The organism is Paraburkholderia sp. JHI869 (assembly GCF_038900775.1).
In the GTDB taxonomy this organism is placed as follows: Bacteria; Pseudomonadota; Gammaproteobacteria; order Burkholderiales; family Burkholderiaceae; genus Paraburkholderia.
On sequence record NZ_JAYMSC010000005.1, the window covers coordinates 194,398 to 211,587 of the forward strand.

Genomic DNA, 17,190 nt, shown 5'->3' on the forward strand with positions numbered 1-17,190 from the left:
GATAACGGGCATTCAGTCGGGAGCTGCCGCGCATGCGGCAAGTTGCCGGCGATGTCGATCGAGCCGTGCCGGATACGCAGTCGGTGCTTCTGATGAGCGCACTGGCCGCACGACATACGACGTATGAACCGGCCGCGAGCCCCAGATGTCGACGTCACCTTTTCCTGTACCACTGTGCGCGCTGAACAGCGCATTTCAGTGATGTCGCCATCCCTTTCCTGTCACTCGCCATCTGAAATCTGGTGCGTTTGCGAGCTGGTCGACAGAAGCCGCGGTGGCTCAAGCATCATGCCCCATGTTGTCAGGAAGCTCGAAGGATGGCTGGCCTGCCTGTGTTCGGAGCGCGGGCAATCGTAGACCAGTCGGGTAGCAGCTTCCCTACTCCTCTGCCTGCCCACTATCCGAAATCTGGTGCGTGCGCGAATTAACCATTGCAAGGTGAATGGGCTTGAGCGCAATGCCCCAGGCTTCCAGCAACCCATCGAAAGTAGGTTGGACTTGCGTTCGAGGCACGGGCAATGCGATCCCAGTTGACCGGTAGCGCACCCGCTCTTTCGCACTAACGCCTGCGCGGACGACGCGCTCGAGCGCGCCATTGTGCAGAGCGTACTGGATCGCATCAGACGCCGTGCGCGAACCCATCAGTCCGGAAGCCGCGATTTCGCTCACTGTCGCGACAGTATGCTCAGCGAGCCACGCGAGCAGAATCTCGGCGTTTGCGTGCGCGCTCATGGTGCGCTCTTCCCGGGCTGAATGGTTACGCCCTTCATTGCCGACCCCAACGAAATGTTTGATCGCACGAATGTTACAGGATCCGCTGGACACCCCAAGGCAGACTCCGTGATGGCGTATGCCATTTCATCGCCCTTCCTGTCAGTTCGGATACCGGGCGTGCTCCCCAATAAACGAATCCTTTGCCACTTCAGGCAGGCAGCGGAAGGAGCATTGCGCACTCAAGTGCCGAATATTAAGTGCACCCATGGTCACGGTCAGGAAAAGCATCGCCGTGTGCGGTTGAATCCGCGGCAACAGGGGGAGCTCCGTTGTTCCCTGGGTATCGCTTCCGCGCATCCAACATGGTGCGGCTATTTGTTCCCGTTGTTGCCCTTATTGCAAATCGCCGTAACGGGTGCGGTAGCGGATCAGAGAATTGTTCAGATAGCTCCCGTCGTATCGGCACGGCGTCGCCGACCACGGAGGCGTCCATCGCCTTCGCCGCTTCCGCAGCGAGGACACCACGTTTCTGCACCTCGGGTCGTCGGTGTCGTCACGGTGATCGTACTCCTAAGCGATACCAGGCATAACTTGGACGATGGCGGTAGTCTATGTGTTGAACATCATCCGGTTTTCCGAAGAGAGGCAATTCATCGCTCAGTCTCTGGTCCGCCATCCGGCGTTTGGCCATCAGCCGGCGACTCGTTATCCTGGTCCGCACGGGGCGTATCGCCGACTACGGGCGGATGCGGTCGACGCACGATATCGCGCAGTTCGTCGCGCTCCCAGTCCGCGCGCTCGCGCTGCGCCGTCCGGCGCTCCTGTGCCTCGGCATCAAGTTCGGCGCTCCGCAACTGCCGGATACTCTCGAGCTCTGGCTGCTCGAACGTGACGTGCATTCGCAGCTCAGCTGCGGCACGCGCAGCGGCTGCCTCGAAGGCTTCGGGCCCGCTAAGTGATAGCATCGAGCCGAACTTCTGCTGTGCCAAGCGCAGTGCAAGCTCAAGCGCCTCCCGCTCGCTGTCCCACAGGCGCAGCGTACGCCCCTCGTCGACGAGAAACGCTGCACCGTCCCGGCGGTATTCGACCTCTCCGGTTGCTAGAACCTCGTAGGTAATTGAAGGGCCGCTGTAGATGATCTCGTTGCGACCGGACGTTACTGGGTCCACGTCACGCGATGGCGCACTGAAAACGACCGACCACTCATCGGCAGGACGCTGGACCCTCAGCCGCACCTGCTGCATCCGGCGCAGCTCGCGTAACGCACGTTCGTCGCCACCCTGTGCCCGCTCCTGCAGGAAATCCCTGTACTGGTCGCTGATCGGCCGGTTATCAGCCCGCTTGAGCGCGTCACGCTCATGTACGATGCGTGCGCGCAGTGCGACCTCAGCCTCGAGGCGGGTCACGCGGGCGGCCGAGAGCTGCTCCCGGCGCGCCGTCGAGCGTAGATCCGTGCGGTCCGCAAGCCCGTTGCGTACGCTGTAGAACGCTGCCTTGATCTCGCTACGCCGCGCCTTCTCGTGCTGCATCTGTTCATCCCAGGCGCGACGAAGCCCGGCGCGATAGATCGTGCGCCAATGCTGGAACCCGGCCCACAGATCCGGCTCAGGTGAACGACGTGGCGCATGTTCGGGACTGCGCCCTGTCTGTGCCCGGTACACATCGCGCAGCAGTTGCGCCGCCTCGGCCCACGAGAGATTCATCTCCTTCGTGAGGAAATCCGACACATTCAGATTGCGTGAGCCAGCCCGGATCCGGTCACCCCCGTCCGCACCTTTACCAATGCTGTACTTCTCGACAATCAGCCCGTGAGAATGCGCGAGTGCGGCAAGCAGCCGGCCAGCATCAAGCGTCATGCGGATTTCAGCAAACCCGGACCGCTCACGGGCGTTGCGAACAGCGCGCGCCTCCACGAGATCACGCGCGAACTGGTCGCGAACCGTATCGGCCTCCCGGCCAGTTGCAGCTCGCGCACGCGCATTGAAAACCGTAGCCGCGCTCGTGTCGGCAGCAACAGCGGTCTCAAAGGGCATCGATTCGATCGCATCAAGCGACTGGACATCGGCGAGACTCCGGACCTCGTCCAGCGGACCGAATTCCGCCGGCGCACGGCCACCGCCGGACGCCCGGTTCAGACCGTACGCTTCACGCTGACCGAATGGTCCGCCGTCACGCGCGAACTTGTCGCCGGCCGTTGCGGCCATCCGGGCCCGTCCCGCGTCGTCGGCCGCGTCCCACCTCTCGTACATACGCGCCGCAATGGTGCTCAGCAGCGTATGCCGTGGATCTAGCTGTTCTCCTCCCGTTCGCTCGCGATCGCCAGACCATCGCAATGCGTCAATTCGGTCGGCTTGCTGGTTTCCCAGCTCCAGTAATGCATCAGCCGGCAGAAGCATTTGAGGTCGCGTGGCGTGGCCATCCACACCGCCGCCGGGCACACCTCGCACACGGTATGGGGCTCGGGTCGGCGCGCGGGGTCGATCGAAGCCAGCGTCAAGGTCGTGATCCGCTCCACGTCGCCACCGGCCACGGAGTTCGTGCCGCGCGCGCTCCGGCTCGTGCCAGTGCGGCTGCCTCCAGTTTCGCCAGTCTCCGGGTCCACCATCGTTTCGTCGTAGTCGCTCATCAATTCCTCCTGCTGCGTCATAGAACCGCTTTTCCCGGTGCTCCAGAATTCGCCGCCGTTCTGCCGGCGACGCCGCCTGATACGTTTTGTAGAAACTGCTGCCGCTATTGAGATACTTGATCTCTCTCGCGCGCGTATCGTTCCACTCGAAAAGTGCATTGAGATAGTTCTGTGGCGTCGCGCGCGGCGTAGCGGGTTCGAAGTACTCTGCGTGAACATTCTGGTCGAGGGCTTCACGCTTGCCCGCGGCATCGAGTTCGATGAACGCACGCGAAAAGACAAACTCCTTCAGGTTCACGCCTTTCGTCGCGCCCGGCGGCTTCACGTTTTCATATTCGGCTTCACGGCCCGCATTGCGCGTGCGTGTCTCGCCGAACTCCGTGAGCAAGACGCGGAAGTCCTCAAAATGCGTCACATCGCGCGACAGTACAGCTTCGAGGATTGCGGCCTTCAGCTCGCGGTTCATCGGCGCAAACACGTCTCCCTTGTAACGGCTGATCATCTCGGACGCATCCGTGAAGTGCACCCGCCGGTTGTCCTTCGGACTGGCGAAGCCGTACATCGCGTTGATATGTTCCTGGAACGCCTCCAGAAACCGTTCGTTATGGTCAACCTTCCCGAACGGATAAAGTCGACGCCCGGTCAGCAGGTTGATTTCCGGAATCACCACGTGCACGTGTACCTTGCGCTCGACGAGCTCGCCGCTGCGTCGGTCCGCGTAGCTCTTGAGCCGGGGCACGTGCGCCTCGGCGTAGAAGTTGTATTCGTCCGGCTGGTAGGCGGCAAATGCGAATGCCTCGAACTCGCGGACAATCTCATCTAGCAGCTCGCGCGACACCTCGTCTTCCTTGAACGATAGCGTGACGTTGATATAGCGCTCCGCCTCCGTGTCGATCGACTGGATGATGCTGTTGGTCAGATCAAGGTCCCCTGCGAGTATCACGCGTTCGTCCAGCTCGTCGCGCTCGAACTCGCGGTCCTGCTTCTGGCCCTTCTCCAGATAGGCCTTGATGCCATCGTGATAACCGCGTACCCGGATCAGCATGGGTCACGCCCCTGTCCGCGGCTCTTGCCGCGTCAGCCCCGGAAGCGATACCCGGAAACCGGGTCCGATAGAGATTTGCGCCGGCGCATCGAGCATCGTACGGACCGCCTTGCAACCAGCATGCATCAGCGGGCCGTACTCGCGTGCGCGCATCGACAGGTAAAGGCGCTCCTCGAGAAACGTGATAGTCATTGCTGCCTGCATGTTCACGCAAACGCGTTGATGTCCCGCTGGCGCCGGCACCGTTGTGTGGTTCGCGGTTATATCCCTGTACCAGGCGGGCGGCGCCAGCATCGGTCTCACCTTTCCCTAGTCGACCTTCACAAGGGTAGCCTTCAGATACCGCGAGATCATCTGCATCTCGTTCAGCAACTGCTCGTAGGTTGCTTCGGATAATTTGCCGCTTGTGTGGTCTGAGTTCGCCCGGCCTGCGATCTGGCTCAGGTTTTGGCTGGTCTTGTTGAAGATATACAGCAGTCGCCTGCGATCCACGCTGTCCACTGGTCGCGCAATCACCCGCGTGCGGTTCGTGAGCACTGCCTGACGGAAAAACTCCGATTGCGTCAGCCCGCTTCGCGTCACCTTTTCCAGATAGGCTGCGCGGTCCGCCTCAGACAGCCGGAATGCGATCGGCTTGCCGAGCCCGGCCCCATCGTTACTCTTTTTTCGCGGCATCGTCTATAGCCCCGCTAGATGTGTCCAGTCCGCCGACTGCCCTGGCAACGTGAACAGCGTCTCATCGCCACTGATCGTACGCGCGCGGAATTCATAGGCCGGCCAATGCGCCTTCGGAATCGTGGATTCCTCCTTATTCACTTCGCATACCTAGCAGTGCTGAGTGTCGACGGCAATTCCGTCGACGCGATGGATGCGGCGCCGTAGTCCGCATCGGGGTTTCAAAGGGGCTTGGCCCCTTTGGCACGCAATATTTTATGGAACGCGTAGCGTTGCGTAAACATATTCGACGTGCCTCAATTCTCTACTCTATAGCAAACACTGTAGCATCCATATTGCAGGTTTCAAGCATCAATTCGCATAACTAAAGCTGGTTTAAAGCGTTTACTCATCACGCATTTTTGACTATTTAGCACGTTTGTAGCACCATCAGTCTGCGTTGACTCTCCGCGGACCTCGCCATGCCGCTCACCGACCTCACCGCCGTTGTCGAAGATCTGCTTGATGCGCCCGCAACCAGCACGGCGCGCTCTGAAACCGCGCAGCTTGCCGATTTGATCGAGCAGATTGATGCGGCCATGGCACGCGGTGTCTCCAGGCGCGAACTCCACGCTCGCTTGCAAAAGCGCGGCCTCACCATGAGTCTCCCCGTTTTTGACAACGCCCTGCATCGCATCCGCAAACGTCTGGGCCGACGCGCACCGAACCGTGCACATGCGACCCTCAACCGCGCTGCATCGCCATCGCCCACCCCAGCAGCCATTGCGCCCGTTATTCAGGGAGCCCCCGTGTCGCCCTCGTCCACGCCATCCACTTCCTCACTTCGCGCAGGCATCAGGACGCTCGATGAACTCGCTGCTGATAATCCGCACCTCTCGCGTATGCAGTTAATCAAGCTCGAAGCGCAGCAATACGACCAGCCGTCGATTTCGAGCGCCGGGATCGACGAAATAGCGCGCAAGTACGGCGAGGCGCCCAGGCGCTGAACCGAATCACCCGGCCGCGTTGGGTTGATACCGCTCCCCTGGCGTTCGACATCGGCGCGCGGCGCACACGCTTGTTCGCTTAGGCCAATCAGCATTGCAGAGAGAACCCGTCATCACCTCCTCGATGCGGGCCTTCGATAGATGATCGAAGTAGCTAGCACGCGCCGGCTTCCAGTAATGCGCCACGTCAGTGCCCAGAACATTCGTCACCTCACTGATCGCATGTGGGCTGCCCGTTCCGCTGATACCGTCGAGCGTCGCCGCCACGCAAAATGCAAACAGTCCGCCTCCTGCTGCTGCGAGGCCAGCAACTAGACGGAATGCTTCGACAACAGCCCCGCCCATTCGGCCGTGGCGTGTGTACATCAATCCGGATTGCATGCTCCGCGGACTGCCGCGAATTGATTTCCTCGAACACGACTGGGACCATGCGAGCCATCAGCACGGCCAGTGCATCAATGGCCTTCGGCTGCTTCTCGCACATTCAGCGGCGACAGGCGAAGCCTAGAACACGCAACGTATTCGATGCGCCCACCCTCCGCGCCAACCGTTCCTTTCGATGGATTTTCTACTGTCACCGGTTTGGGACCAGATGAGTTCTGGTCTCACGTTAAATATAGGACATATTGCCCTTAAATAGACAATCGGCATCAACTATATACATGATTAGACAAATTAAATATAGCGCGCGCTCATTCTGACTTTAATAAAGGGCAATTTGCCCTATAATAAAAGTGAGGCCGAAACATTTTTCGGTCACCAACCGGAGAGCTCCGATGACCATGACTCAAGACCGCATTACCTCTTCTGTTGTACCGGAAGAACTGCGCATGAACGTCCTACCTCGCTATCTGGGGAGGCATTACCTGACGGGCGAGTCCTACGTGTACGACTGGGCTGCCCGCCTCGATCGCAGTTACCAGGGCGGCCTGTGGCTCTTCTTTACGTTGTCCAATGGAGGCTTCTATATGGCTCCTGCCGAGGCCTCGCGCGTGCATGTTCACTGGCATATGAACGGTTACAGCGACATGATGGGTTCGGACGCTTTCGGCATCACAGTCACCCTGTTTGCCCTCTGCCACCTCGCGGAAAAGACACTCGATGACGCCATCATCGAGCGCTACCACCAGTTGCGCCAGTTCGCCGCGCAGCACGTGGAAGCCGCCAACATCCTACGCGCCATCGACTAATCGACCCGCTCCGGCCAGCGGGTCGGGGCCGCCCTTTTTTGTGAGGAACAGCATGATTACGCTTGCAAGCCGCTTCAGCCGTAATGCCGTCGCCCTGCGCTCGGATCGCCCACTGTCGAATAACGAGATTGCAGAAGTCGCGCCCTCCATCCTTGCTCAAGCCGCTCACGAAAGCCGCTCCGTGCGTTACAGCTACATTCCGACCGTCGATGTACTAAATGCTCTTCGTCGTGAAGGTTTTCAGCCCTTCATGGTCTGCCAGACCCGGGTACGTGACGATGACAGGCGTGCGTACACAAAGCACCTTATCCGCATGCGCCATGTTGAGGATATTGCGGGTCGCGAAGCCAACGAGATCATCCTCTTGAACAGCCACGATGGCTCCTCGTCGTTTCAACTGGTGGGGGGCTGCTTCAGGTTCGTCTGCCAGAACGGCATGGTATGCGGCGACACCATCGCCGATATCCGCATCCCGCACAAGGGCGATGTGGTCGGCGAGGTCATCGAAGGCGCGTTCAGAATGCTCGACAGCTTTGAGGCCGCGACAGAACAGCGCGAAGGCATGATGGCTTCGGTACTTGATCAGGGCGAGCAGACGGCCTTCGCCCCTGCGGCTCTTGCGCTGCGGTACGACGAGGGCAAGCTCGCCCCAGTTACCGAACGTCAATTGCTCGCCCCGCGTCGCGTCGAGGATCAGGCTCCGGATCTCTGGAGTACTTTTTCAAGGGTCCAGGAAAACATGATTCGCGGTGGGCTTCACGGGCGCAATGCAAATGGCCGCTCCACCACGACCCGCCCTGTAACCGGTATCGACCAAAACATCCGGCTCAACCGGGCCCTGTGGGTACTCGCCGACGAACTGCGCCGCCTGCGCGGCTAACCCGGATGCCTCGGCCTGCGGGCCGGGGCATCCTGAGGAGACACTTTCATGGATGCTCTGAATACCCGTCCAACGTGGCTCGCCGCGCTGCTTCCACTGCTGGCGGTCTGGCAGTATGGCGACCGCTCGATTGCGCGCAGCGAACTCTTTCGTATGGCCCTGTCCGCTGACGCGGCGGCCAATGCCGCGCGAGCCCTGGAAAGAATCGCCAACATGCGCGACCGGGACGGTCACGTGATCGAAATGCATCGCGACGAGCTTCGTGCGATCGCGCGCACTGCGCTCGCGGAGTTTGACCGCGTGACGCCTGTCGCACCGGGAGCGATGAACACGCAGCGACTGGAGCGTGCCAGATGAGTATCGTTGCACGCCGCGCCAAATTGAAAAGCGGCGACGTACAGCTGGAATCATTCGGTTCCCCTACCATTTTTGGCGTTCGGCGCTCGTTTGGGCGAATCGATTTGATCCATGGCTTCGCATGTTTCCCCTGCGCCGAAATGTCGATCATTTGACATCGTCTCTTTGAGGTTCTGTCGCCATACCACTAAACAAGAATGGACACTCGCGCCTCTTCTGCGCGAGTGTTGTCACATGCCACCGAGATGGAGATCAAAGCCTTTCTGACGCTCGCCGAGATCGAGCAGGCGATCAACCACTGGCGCGCCGCCGAAAGCCACTGGCAACGATGGGGTACGGTGCCCGAGAGATCACCAACTGGCCGACAGCGACGGGGATATGAGCTGTGAGCGCATGTACGTTATCGACGCGTCTCGGCTCGCTCCCGAACAGGTCAAGGCCGCATATACCGCGCTCCGGGGAAGTTACCGTGATGAATGCCCGCAACGGTACGGGAGCCACGGCCTATGCACCGCCTCCTTGCTGCGCCGCTCCTCCTTCTTGCAGACCGGACTTGCGATAATCACGGATGTATCGCGCGCGCCGCGCGCCTGGATCGAGGCGCCAGGGGACCCGCGCCGGCAGGCGTGGGGTTCGCGCCGGCGCGCCGCGGATCGCGGCGTGACGATCCGGCGCCTTCCTGCCGCGGGGGCTCGATACATGTTGGTGTAGTTCCTTCTGGTCCCCGTGTGAACATGAGGTACGAATGAGCGATTTTTATATACATATCCGCCAGGAATGTCTGGTGCCATGGGTCAAGGGCTGGCAACAGCCGACCGGCGTTGAGGTTCGCGAGGTCATTCGCCGCGCCGGATTAACAGGGCGCGAGGCGGCGGATCTCGTCGGGTTGAGCGAGAAAGGAGGAGGACGACAGATACGCCGATGGATCAGCGGCGAGTCTCACATCCCATTCGCCGCATGGGCAATTTTTTGCGAGGTGGCCGGCTTGGGCAAAATATGGGCTATCGATGACGATATGTCTGCATGACCGCGCGGTCTCGAGACGCGCTCGTACGCCATAGCGCGCCCCTAAACCGGGAAGACAAGCAAGACGGACGTCGACAACGCCGCGAGGTGCTACTGGAATTTCCTTAAGGAGTCGGGGTAATGGGCACGGAACGACACACCACCGCATAGGATGCCTTCGAAGCGTTCCGCCGGCAAAGGTGCTGTATGCGTCCAGCTCGAGTGTATTGGGCGTGCCCTGCGTATCGCTTGCCGAATGCATCACGAAGCGCAGGCTCGTCAGTTTGACGACGTCGCGCATCGTCCATCCCTCACTGTTGTTGTTCACATACACGTCGAATGCCATCGCGTAGTCGGCCGGCCACGTGCCGCTCTTCTGCACGATGCCTGTGCCGCTGGTGTCGATCGCTACACCCTCGGGCGATACCGGCCACGCGAGCGGGAGCGGTGCCATGGCCAAGCGGTCCATCTGCACTATATAGGCGCCCGCCGTCAAGATGCGGTTCAGAGTATTGGAGCTGGATACGAAGCTACCCCGCGTGGTGGAGGTCGGCGCGGTATTGAGCGAATGATTTTCGACGCTGTTGAGTGTCGCCTCGCACGGCGTGGAAAGCGAAAGGGTTTCATAGCGCTCGCCGCCCTGCACGACGCCAGCCTTGATCGCACCCGCAACCGCCACGGGATAGAGGCTCGTGCGCTGCGGATCCACCGTAACGGTGAGGCCTCCGCAAACGTCTCCGGACGCGGCGTTCGTGTTGCTTTCGCTCAACGTCGCGGAGAGCATCGGTTCGCCGGTCTCAGCCGCGACGCCGAAAACAGACAGGCCGCTCACTTTGTGGCTGTAGTTCAGCACGACCGTCAGCGGCGTGCCGTCCGCCGTGTATTTGAGCGTAACTGCACCGCCTGAGAGCAGTGAACCAGCGCCCGTCACGGAAACGGATACGCTCACCCCTTGGCCGGTCGCACTCGGCTACGGGGAATACATGGAAATCGATATTCTGCGTCCCCAAGGAAGCACGCCCCGGGATATCGCCGTCGAGACCGCCATGGCGGTCAACCCGGTCTGGAAGTATCTCTGGGAGCGGGGCCAGTCAGCCGGTAAGGGCAGACTCGCGCCGTTCGGGCCGTATCCGCAGGGCCGCGTGGGAGCGGCGAAGCCCATATAGCTCGCCCGTCAGCGTGGAGCGCGCTTTCACTACAAAATACGTGTCATTCATTACGGCTCCGGTATTTCGTCAGCAAGTTATCGTGCGTGAGACCGGAACGTAACTGTCCGATCCTAAATCAACGCTGCGCCGCGTGGAACATTCATTAGGGATTCCGCTGAATGGCCCGTTATTCGGGGAATTCGGCGCTTTTTAAATTTGGCCCCCAATGTTTCACGGCACGACGAACTAAAAATTCGGCGGCATAAGGCTACGCGGAGATGCGGAAATGCCTGCTGGCCCGAGAGAGAGCATTGTGAACAGAGCCAGCTTGTACCAGATTAATCTGTTAGTTGCGTTTATATACACCATTTCTGTGGCGAGTTTATATTTCTGAGTATCCAGCATTCGATACGCCTCGTGTCTCGTTGCAGACTTCCGCCCATCACGAGCGCTCGCAGTCAGCAGTGACCCAGCCCTGGTGCTGGCCGATAAATGCGATGCTCTCGCATTTCATGTTCATCGAAGGCCATCCGTCGACGATTGCTCTCGAGTTCACTTTTCCTACTCTCCTTGCCTACGCTTCTATCTCGCTATGCACCGATCGATGCAGCCGGTCTCAAAGGGCACACATGGGCAGTGTGATTGGTTGGCGACGACCAGATGTCACCCGATCTCGGTAGCGCCTCAGTTTCCGGTCCCTACAACTTGCTTGGGCCAGGGAGCGTGGACTAAGTGGAATGCTCGTTCAGTGCCATATTCAATGAACCCAACGCCAAGGTTGCCGTGAAAACAAGGAGCAAGATCAATTATTGGTGACGCACGGCGAGCAGATTGCCCACGTCAGGAAGCGAGCGTCGAGAATTAGGCGAAACCTTATTTCGAAGACGCAGACATACAGAGTGCCCGACACGACTAGCTTGTGCCCCGGCGCGGGAGTAAATGCGCTTTGGGCGATTCAGTGGATTGTCCGGATGCTTAGCGAATAGCAGTAGCAATTCAAGGCTTCAGATCCTGCTGGCTGCGCTTGCTAAACTCAGCCACGACTAAAGGACCCAGCGCGCTGTTGGACGCGAAATTGGCGCCGCTTATGCTGACGTGAAGTTTCGGCTTCATATTTCGGACTCTAGGCACCTGTTCAGCGGTGCTTCGCAAGCACCAAACAAAATTGGATTAGCGTACGACGGCCATTGCGGGCTCAAGAGAAGTCAGCGATCACTTCCCATTTTGCTTAGTCGAACGATCGGCGGTTCCGCGATGATTCGCTCAACCAACACAGACTAAGTGACGCGCAAGGCGCGTACGTCAACGGAGGGAGTGTGCGGAGCTTCCTTGCCGCCGCCGGCGGCGGTGAGACACGGCTACGCGTCAAAGGGCGTGAGTGTGTTTGGAGATGGTTGCCCGAAATGCTTGCGAGTCATATTCAGCGGCCACTTCGGGCGAAGCTAGTCGGTACGCGGACGCCGGCGGTCAGATAAGCCAAAGCCAAGGCATGGCCACACGCGGGAATCCATAGTATGGACTACGCCCTTAGGAAGCCGGACGCCAAGGACCGTGGAGTATCGTCGGGCGGTCGGATGTCCCAAGCCCTTCCCGCTCTCGGGACATCACACAGTGATCCGATCGGCGTTGGAGCCGCAGGATCCATACTATGGACTGGCACGCGACTCACTGCTTGTACGTCATCACCTTGGCAGCGCAGCGGGCCTCACGTCCCAACTGCCGGAAGTAATTGCTGAATATTCGGCAGGCGAGCAGATCCATAGTATGGACTCGATTTATCGCCTCAATGCGTTTCCGTCAGTGCCGAACGCAGGAGGATCTCGGGAGACGATCGCTTCAAATCGGCATCTCGCCCCGGGTCCATACTATGGACTGGCCAGACGCAGGACACAAAAAAACCCGCTCACGGCGGGTTTCAAGCAGGCTTGATTCGCTCATCTCGGATGATGATTGAACGTCTCGCTGATAAGTGCCCGGATCTGTGCTTCGAAGTCCTCTGTCATCACGCCCGGCTTGAACTTGATCGTAAATCCGTTCACATCCTTCGTGATCGAGCCCGCGTGTTCCTTGCCAGCGAAAAACTTGTCAATACTTCTCTCGTTCGCGGTCGCAGAGGCAGCACCGCGTGTCGCGAGCAGCTTGATTGCGCCGGCCACTTTGCCTTGCTCAAGGTCCCCCGAAATCACTTCAGGCCAGACTTCACGCGCCGCCGAAAGACCTGCTTCACCGAACTTCCGGATAGCCGACACGATTGCTTCGGCTGCGTTGGCTCCCAACAAACGCGGCTGAATATCTAGGTCCTTGAGGATGAACGCTGGGAGCTTGTCGAAGCTCAGGAACTGAAAGAGCCCGCTTCGCGAGAGCCCAAGCGCCTCCGCCAACCGCTTCCGGTCCGGAAACTCCTTTTCCGTCCGCCGAATTGACAGGCTAATCTCATAGTCCGACAGATCGTCACGGCTAACGTTTTCGACCATTGCCAGAACTGCCATGTCTGAATCGGAACAATCCGTCACCACGGCCTTGATGGAGTCCAGACCCAGAACCTTATGAGCACGCCAGCGCCGCTCACCCGCAACGATCTGATAGCCCGACTCGACACGTCGAACGACGATCGGCTGAACCTGTCCGACCTCGCGAATCGATTCCGCCAATTCGCTTAATTTGGCTTCGTTAAATATCCGCCGAGGTTGCCACGGATTGGGCGCAATCGCTGCAACCGACAACTGTGACGTAACGCCGGCCGCCTCAAGTTCCTGGACGCGCAATTGTGCGACCGCAAGCGCACCAGCAAGCCCAGGCGCAGTCTGTGTGCGTTCCGTACGCTTGACCTCGTCCTCATTGATAGAAGACGTCTTTCGAATGCCGGCCGTCTTGGCCAGCAGTTGTTCACGCATATTGCTCATTGCGCGGTTCTCCATTTTTCTTCATAAATTTCGTCGAGCCAGCGGCAGTAGTCGATAAGCGGCTGTCTAACGCGCTGCAGGGCTTTAGCCGCACTATGCGAACTGCTGATATCAAACACTGTGGAGAAGGCAAGTGCGCCCGTACTCATGACCGAACTGGCAGGCACCTCGATGGCATGGAGCCAGTTCTCGTATGCGCTCTCTGCCCACGCACGGACTATAGGCGCCGACGAGGTGCGTCCGTAGTCCACTCTCGAGAGCAACAACGAGATGAAGTCGTACTTCTTACCTTGCTCGTACTTGATAAAGCTCTTTGATACGTCTGAGAACAAACGCCAGAACGACAATGAGCTGATGAAATCCAGGTTCTCAGGAACCATCGGCATCACCAGCGCATCCGCCGCAAGGAGCGCGTTCAGATTCATGTAGGAGAGAGACGGTGATGTATCCATGAGGATGTAGTCATACTGCTTGCGAAGCGGCTCAAGCCCCTCTCGCAGTACCGTCCAGAATTTGAAGCCTGGCTTGATCTTCTGCATTGCGGGCAAATGAAATTCCGCCCCAATGAGTTCCGTATGGGCCGGGATGACGTCGAGACCATCCCAATAAGTTGACTGAACGCGTGCGCCGAGCCCCCCTTCGATTAGCTGGTCATAAATATAGGGGAGCACCGTGTCCTCAGGCGTTACATCCTTTTCCGCATACAAGCCACAGAGTTCAGACAACGAAGCCTGCGGATCAAGATCGACGACGAGGACCTTGCGTCCGCGTAGCGTAAGGCCTTGGGCAAGACACATCGTCGTCGTCGTCTTTGCGGACCCGCCTTTGAGCTGGGCTGTTATGATAATTTTCCCATCTGGCTCTTTTGTCCCCGTCACAAGGGGAGTCTGGTAAATGTCAGAGACTTTCTGCACCCAGACGCGGGCCTCCTCTAGCGTAAAGGTCCGTGTGCGGCCAGTACCCGCTGCCGTGCCAGGCGGCAATTCTCCATCCGCTTTCGTGGCCAGATATTGAACCTGTGAATGCGTGATGTTGCACATCGCGGCAATCTCGCCAGTCTTGAACACGGGCGCAGCCTTTCGGGGTCTCGGTGCGAGGATGGTTTCGCGCAATTCATCCGTAAAAATCGACACCTTCTCAGCGAACGCGCTAATCTGTTCCAGAGGCACAGTCCGGTCAACAGCTGGAAGTTGGCTTGTTTTCACCATTCTGAGGTTTTCGTGAGGTCATAGACAAACCTCATAATACAGAAGCAACTTGAAATTTTCAGCCTAAATCACTGTAAACATAGAAATTTATTGCATTTTCCCCTGCTCTGGCACATGCAAACCGTAAACTGCGTGGCGGAGCCTAGCCAAATTGAGCACAAACAGGCTCACCTTCCCCCGTATGACGCGCACAAAACAGCGCACAAAATGCCGAACCGCTGGGTATCCGTACGCCAAAAGCACAATCAACCTCACCTTCGGTCTGCTCGGCCGGCCCGAACCACGCACCTTTGATTCCCCGGGACGTCTCGATTGGCGGTGTGCACAATCGACCTCACCTTGAATCGCAAGTCTCTGCTGCGCCAGAAATGCAAAAGTACGGAGATAGCCCTGAAGATTCGATTGCAAGCCGTTCGATCTGCTGCACTGCGCGAATGATCACTCTTTTTCTGTACGCGTATGTATGTTGTTTTTGTAAACAAAAACCGAACAGACAAACTAACAGAAGACGGCTGTATTCATAATAATCATCTAGTTAGGCTCCTAAAGGTGAGGGTGGTTGTGCTGAAGGTGAGGTTTCATGTGCTTAAAAGTGAGGTTTTTGGCCTGAAAAGGTGAGATTCGACGCGCACAACAGTGAGGTTCGATGTGCAAGGATTGCACTTATCCACAATGGTGAGGTCCTTTGTGCAGCCTGAACGAAACACCTCGGGGAACCGCGCAGTACGGCCCGCATCCACAATCGCAGGATGGCTATGGTGAGGTTCGTTGTGCGTCTGGTGAGGTTCCTTGTGCAAGATTCGCGAGCAGCCCGCAGACGCTGCTTGACAGCGCTTCGTGATGGTGAGGTTCGTTGTGTTGACACCTCACCCATGAGTGATAAAGTCGCATGACTCCAATCAGGCAACTCACGCAATGGCATCGGACAACCCGGAAGAGGGCAGAACGAGAACGACACCTCGGCAAATGGCCTTGGCGTTGTTTGAGGACATGTTCGATCTCGGTTTGCCAGTGAATGAGTCGAGCCGCGAGATCGGGTATCAACGCAACAACTTCTTCACCGAAATCGTGAACATGGGGTTGCCGGCGCGACGCTTCCTGGACGCGGCGTACTTCATCGTCGCCCAGGAGTCTCAGACGCAGGACCAGTACGACGTCGAACTGAACTACTTCAAGTGGCTGATGCGCTATGACAGCCGCAATCTCAAGCACCTGCGCACGATCGCCGACGAAGCCCAGAACGCCAAGATCCGCTTGACGAATACGCCCTCAGACCGCGATCCGCATGAAGACGACTTGTGGGTTCAGGTCCAACTCATCGGGCTAGTGGCCTTTCATCGCGGGCGAATCCGGTTCGACGTTCACCCGACCTTGGTGCCACATATTCGCGACCCGCGAAAATCGCATTGGCTGAGCTTGCGCATATCGACTGCTTTCACGAGAAGTCTGGCCAGAGCGATCTACGACAAGGTACTGCCAAGCGTTCCGGCGGGGCGCACCGACTGGATTCCACTTGAGGTGATGCGGACATGGCCAGGGAAAATGGGCGCAAACGCGGCCATTTTCAAATACTTCAAGCGTGACTGGCTCGAACCCGCGGTCAAGGAGATCAATGAGGTTTCCGACATCGAACTCTCGTATGAAACGAGGACCGAGTCCACCTCTTCGAAGAAGATCGATCGTCTGCGCTTCACGCTAAAGCGAAAAGATACGGCCGACGCTGTGATGGCGAGCCTTGCTGATGCTAGCCTTGTCTACAAGGTACTCAAGGACGAGTTCAATCTGTCATCGCGGCAGTTCAGCGAGATCTCAGAGAATCGCAATACGTGGACGGACGAACGCATCCAGCAAGCGATCGAATACACACGTTTCCGGCTTCATCGCGGTCAGGTTAAGAAGAGTCCGTCTGGTTATCTGATGAAGGCATTGCGCGACAACTGGAAAATGTCGGAAGCCGAGCGAACGATGGTTGAAGTGCAGGCGAAACTGTTGAGCAACGAAGCCCAGCAGAACACCGAAACGACGGAGGTTCGTGCCTCGATTGCGCACAGCATCGCCTCGAAAGAGGAAGAATCGCGCGCGCGCATGAACGAAGAGGCGAGAATCGGTCGTGAGCACTACCTGGCTGCCGACGAGAAGAGCAAACGAGATTTCATACGTGGCTGGGTCGGCTCCCGCGAGGGCAAACTGATGCTCCGCCGCATGAAGCTCGAGGCCACCGACGTCACCGAGGGCGACATCCTCGCAAGCGGAGAACTTGGCTGGTACCTCGGCCAATTTGTTTTTGGAAGAATCAGCGCGTTGCGAGCCAGTCAATAGGAGGCGCGAAGGCACCTAAAGGTCTGTCGCACGTTTCATCGTTTCATCGGCGTTCAGCGGCAGACAAGTCCAGCAACGTGCCCCGAAGTCGGCGATGCCGCACGCGCTACAAATCTGCTATCAAGGCGATGGCG

14 protein-coding genes are annotated in these 17,190 nt (G+C 58.5%); 9 read left to right on the forward strand and 5 right to left on the reverse strand.

What is annotated here, in order from left to right; all coding sequences use genetic code 11:
- Positions 1 to 378 precede the first annotated feature (378 nt).
- The 3 genes from VSR72_RS12000 to VSR72_RS12010 form a co-directional block, all read right to left on the reverse strand.
- The gene (locus VSR72_RS12000; RefSeq protein ID WP_342952586.1) at positions 379 to 825 is read right to left on the reverse strand and encodes a hypothetical protein; all 447 of its coding nucleotides are present in this window, start codon (positions 823 to 825) and stop codon (positions 379 to 381) included.
- A gap of 539 nt (positions 826 to 1,364) precedes the next feature.
- On the reverse strand, positions 1,365 to 4,385 hold the full coding sequence (locus VSR72_RS12005; RefSeq protein ID WP_342952587.1) for an LPD7 domain-containing protein: 3,021 nt from the start codon (positions 4,383 to 4,385) through the stop codon (positions 1,365 to 1,367).
- 309 nt (positions 4,386 to 4,694) lie between these two features.
- A complete protein-coding gene (locus tag VSR72_RS12010; RefSeq protein WP_342952588.1) occupies positions 4,695 to 5,060 on the reverse strand; it encodes a plasmid mobilization relaxosome protein MobC in 366 nt (121 codons plus the stop codon).
- Between the two features lie 461 nt (positions 5,061 to 5,521).
- Here VSR72_RS12010 and VSR72_RS12015 point away from each other — a divergent pair, with 461 nt between their 5' ends.
- The 8 genes from VSR72_RS12015 (at position 5,522) to VSR72_RS12050 (ending at position 10,644) form a co-directional block, all read left to right on the forward strand.
- Complete coding sequence (locus VSR72_RS12015) at positions 5,522 to 6,046, forward strand: hypothetical protein (RefSeq protein ID WP_342952589.1); 525 nt, start codon at positions 5,522 to 5,524, stop codon at positions 6,044 to 6,046.
- Between the two features lie 776 nt (positions 6,047 to 6,822).
- The gene (locus VSR72_RS12020) at positions 6,823 to 7,236 is read left to right on the forward strand and encodes an antirestriction protein (protein WP_342952590.1); all 414 of its coding nucleotides are present in this window, start codon (positions 6,823 to 6,825) and stop codon (positions 7,234 to 7,236) included.
- Between the two features lie 55 nt (positions 7,237 to 7,291).
- Entirely contained in the window at positions 7,292 to 8,116 is an 825-nt protein-coding gene (locus VSR72_RS12025) for a DUF932 domain-containing protein (RefSeq protein WP_342952723.1), read from the forward strand.
- Positions 8,117 to 8,164: 48 nt separating this feature from the next.
- On the forward strand, positions 8,165 to 8,473 hold the full coding sequence (locus tag VSR72_RS12030; protein WP_342952591.1) for a hypothetical protein: 309 nt from the start codon (positions 8,165 to 8,167) through the stop codon (positions 8,471 to 8,473).
- Positions 8,470 to 8,628, forward strand: coding sequence for a hypothetical protein (locus tag VSR72_RS12035; RefSeq protein ID WP_342952592.1), 159 nt, complete (start codon positions 8,470 to 8,472; stop codon positions 8,626 to 8,628). The genes VSR72_RS12030 and VSR72_RS12035 overlap by 4 nt, the downstream gene beginning before the upstream one ends.
- A gap of 90 nt (positions 8,629 to 8,718) precedes the next feature.
- Positions 8,719 to 8,862, forward strand: a complete 144-nt coding sequence (locus VSR72_RS12040) for a hypothetical protein (RefSeq protein WP_342952593.1) — start codon at positions 8,719 to 8,721, stop codon at positions 8,860 to 8,862.
- Positions 8,863 to 9,218: 356 nt separating this feature from the next.
- Positions 9,219 to 9,500: a helix-turn-helix transcriptional regulator gene (locus VSR72_RS12045; protein WP_342952594.1), complete on the forward strand. Its 282-nt coding sequence runs from the start codon at positions 9,219 to 9,221 to the stop codon at positions 9,498 to 9,500.
- Between the two features lie 961 nt (positions 9,501 to 10,461).
- On the forward strand, positions 10,462 to 10,644 hold the full coding sequence (locus VSR72_RS12050; RefSeq protein WP_342952595.1) for a hypothetical protein: 183 nt from the start codon (positions 10,462 to 10,464) through the stop codon (positions 10,642 to 10,644).
- A 1,916-nt stretch (positions 10,645 to 12,560) separates the two neighbouring features.
- On the opposite strand, the gene VSR72_RS12055 is transcribed toward VSR72_RS12050, so the two are convergent.
- Together VSR72_RS12055 and VSR72_RS12060 are read right to left on the reverse strand one after the other, a co-directional pair.
- Positions 12,561 to 13,529: a ParB/RepB/Spo0J family partition protein gene (locus VSR72_RS12055; RefSeq protein WP_342952596.1), complete on the reverse strand. Its 969-nt coding sequence runs from the start codon at positions 13,527 to 13,529 to the stop codon at positions 12,561 to 12,563.
- Entirely contained in the window at positions 13,526 to 14,737 is a 1,212-nt protein-coding gene (locus VSR72_RS12060; protein ID WP_342952597.1) for an AAA family ATPase, read from the reverse strand. The genes VSR72_RS12055 and VSR72_RS12060 overlap by 4 nt, the downstream gene beginning before the upstream one ends.
- A 915-nt stretch (positions 14,738 to 15,652) precedes the next feature.
- Between VSR72_RS12060 and VSR72_RS12065 the strand changes: the two genes are divergently transcribed.
- Positions 15,653 to 17,056, forward strand: a complete 1,404-nt coding sequence (locus VSR72_RS12065) for a replication initiation protein (RefSeq protein WP_342952598.1) — start codon at positions 15,653 to 15,655, stop codon at positions 17,054 to 17,056.
- Positions 17,057 to 17,190: the final 134 nt, after the last annotated feature.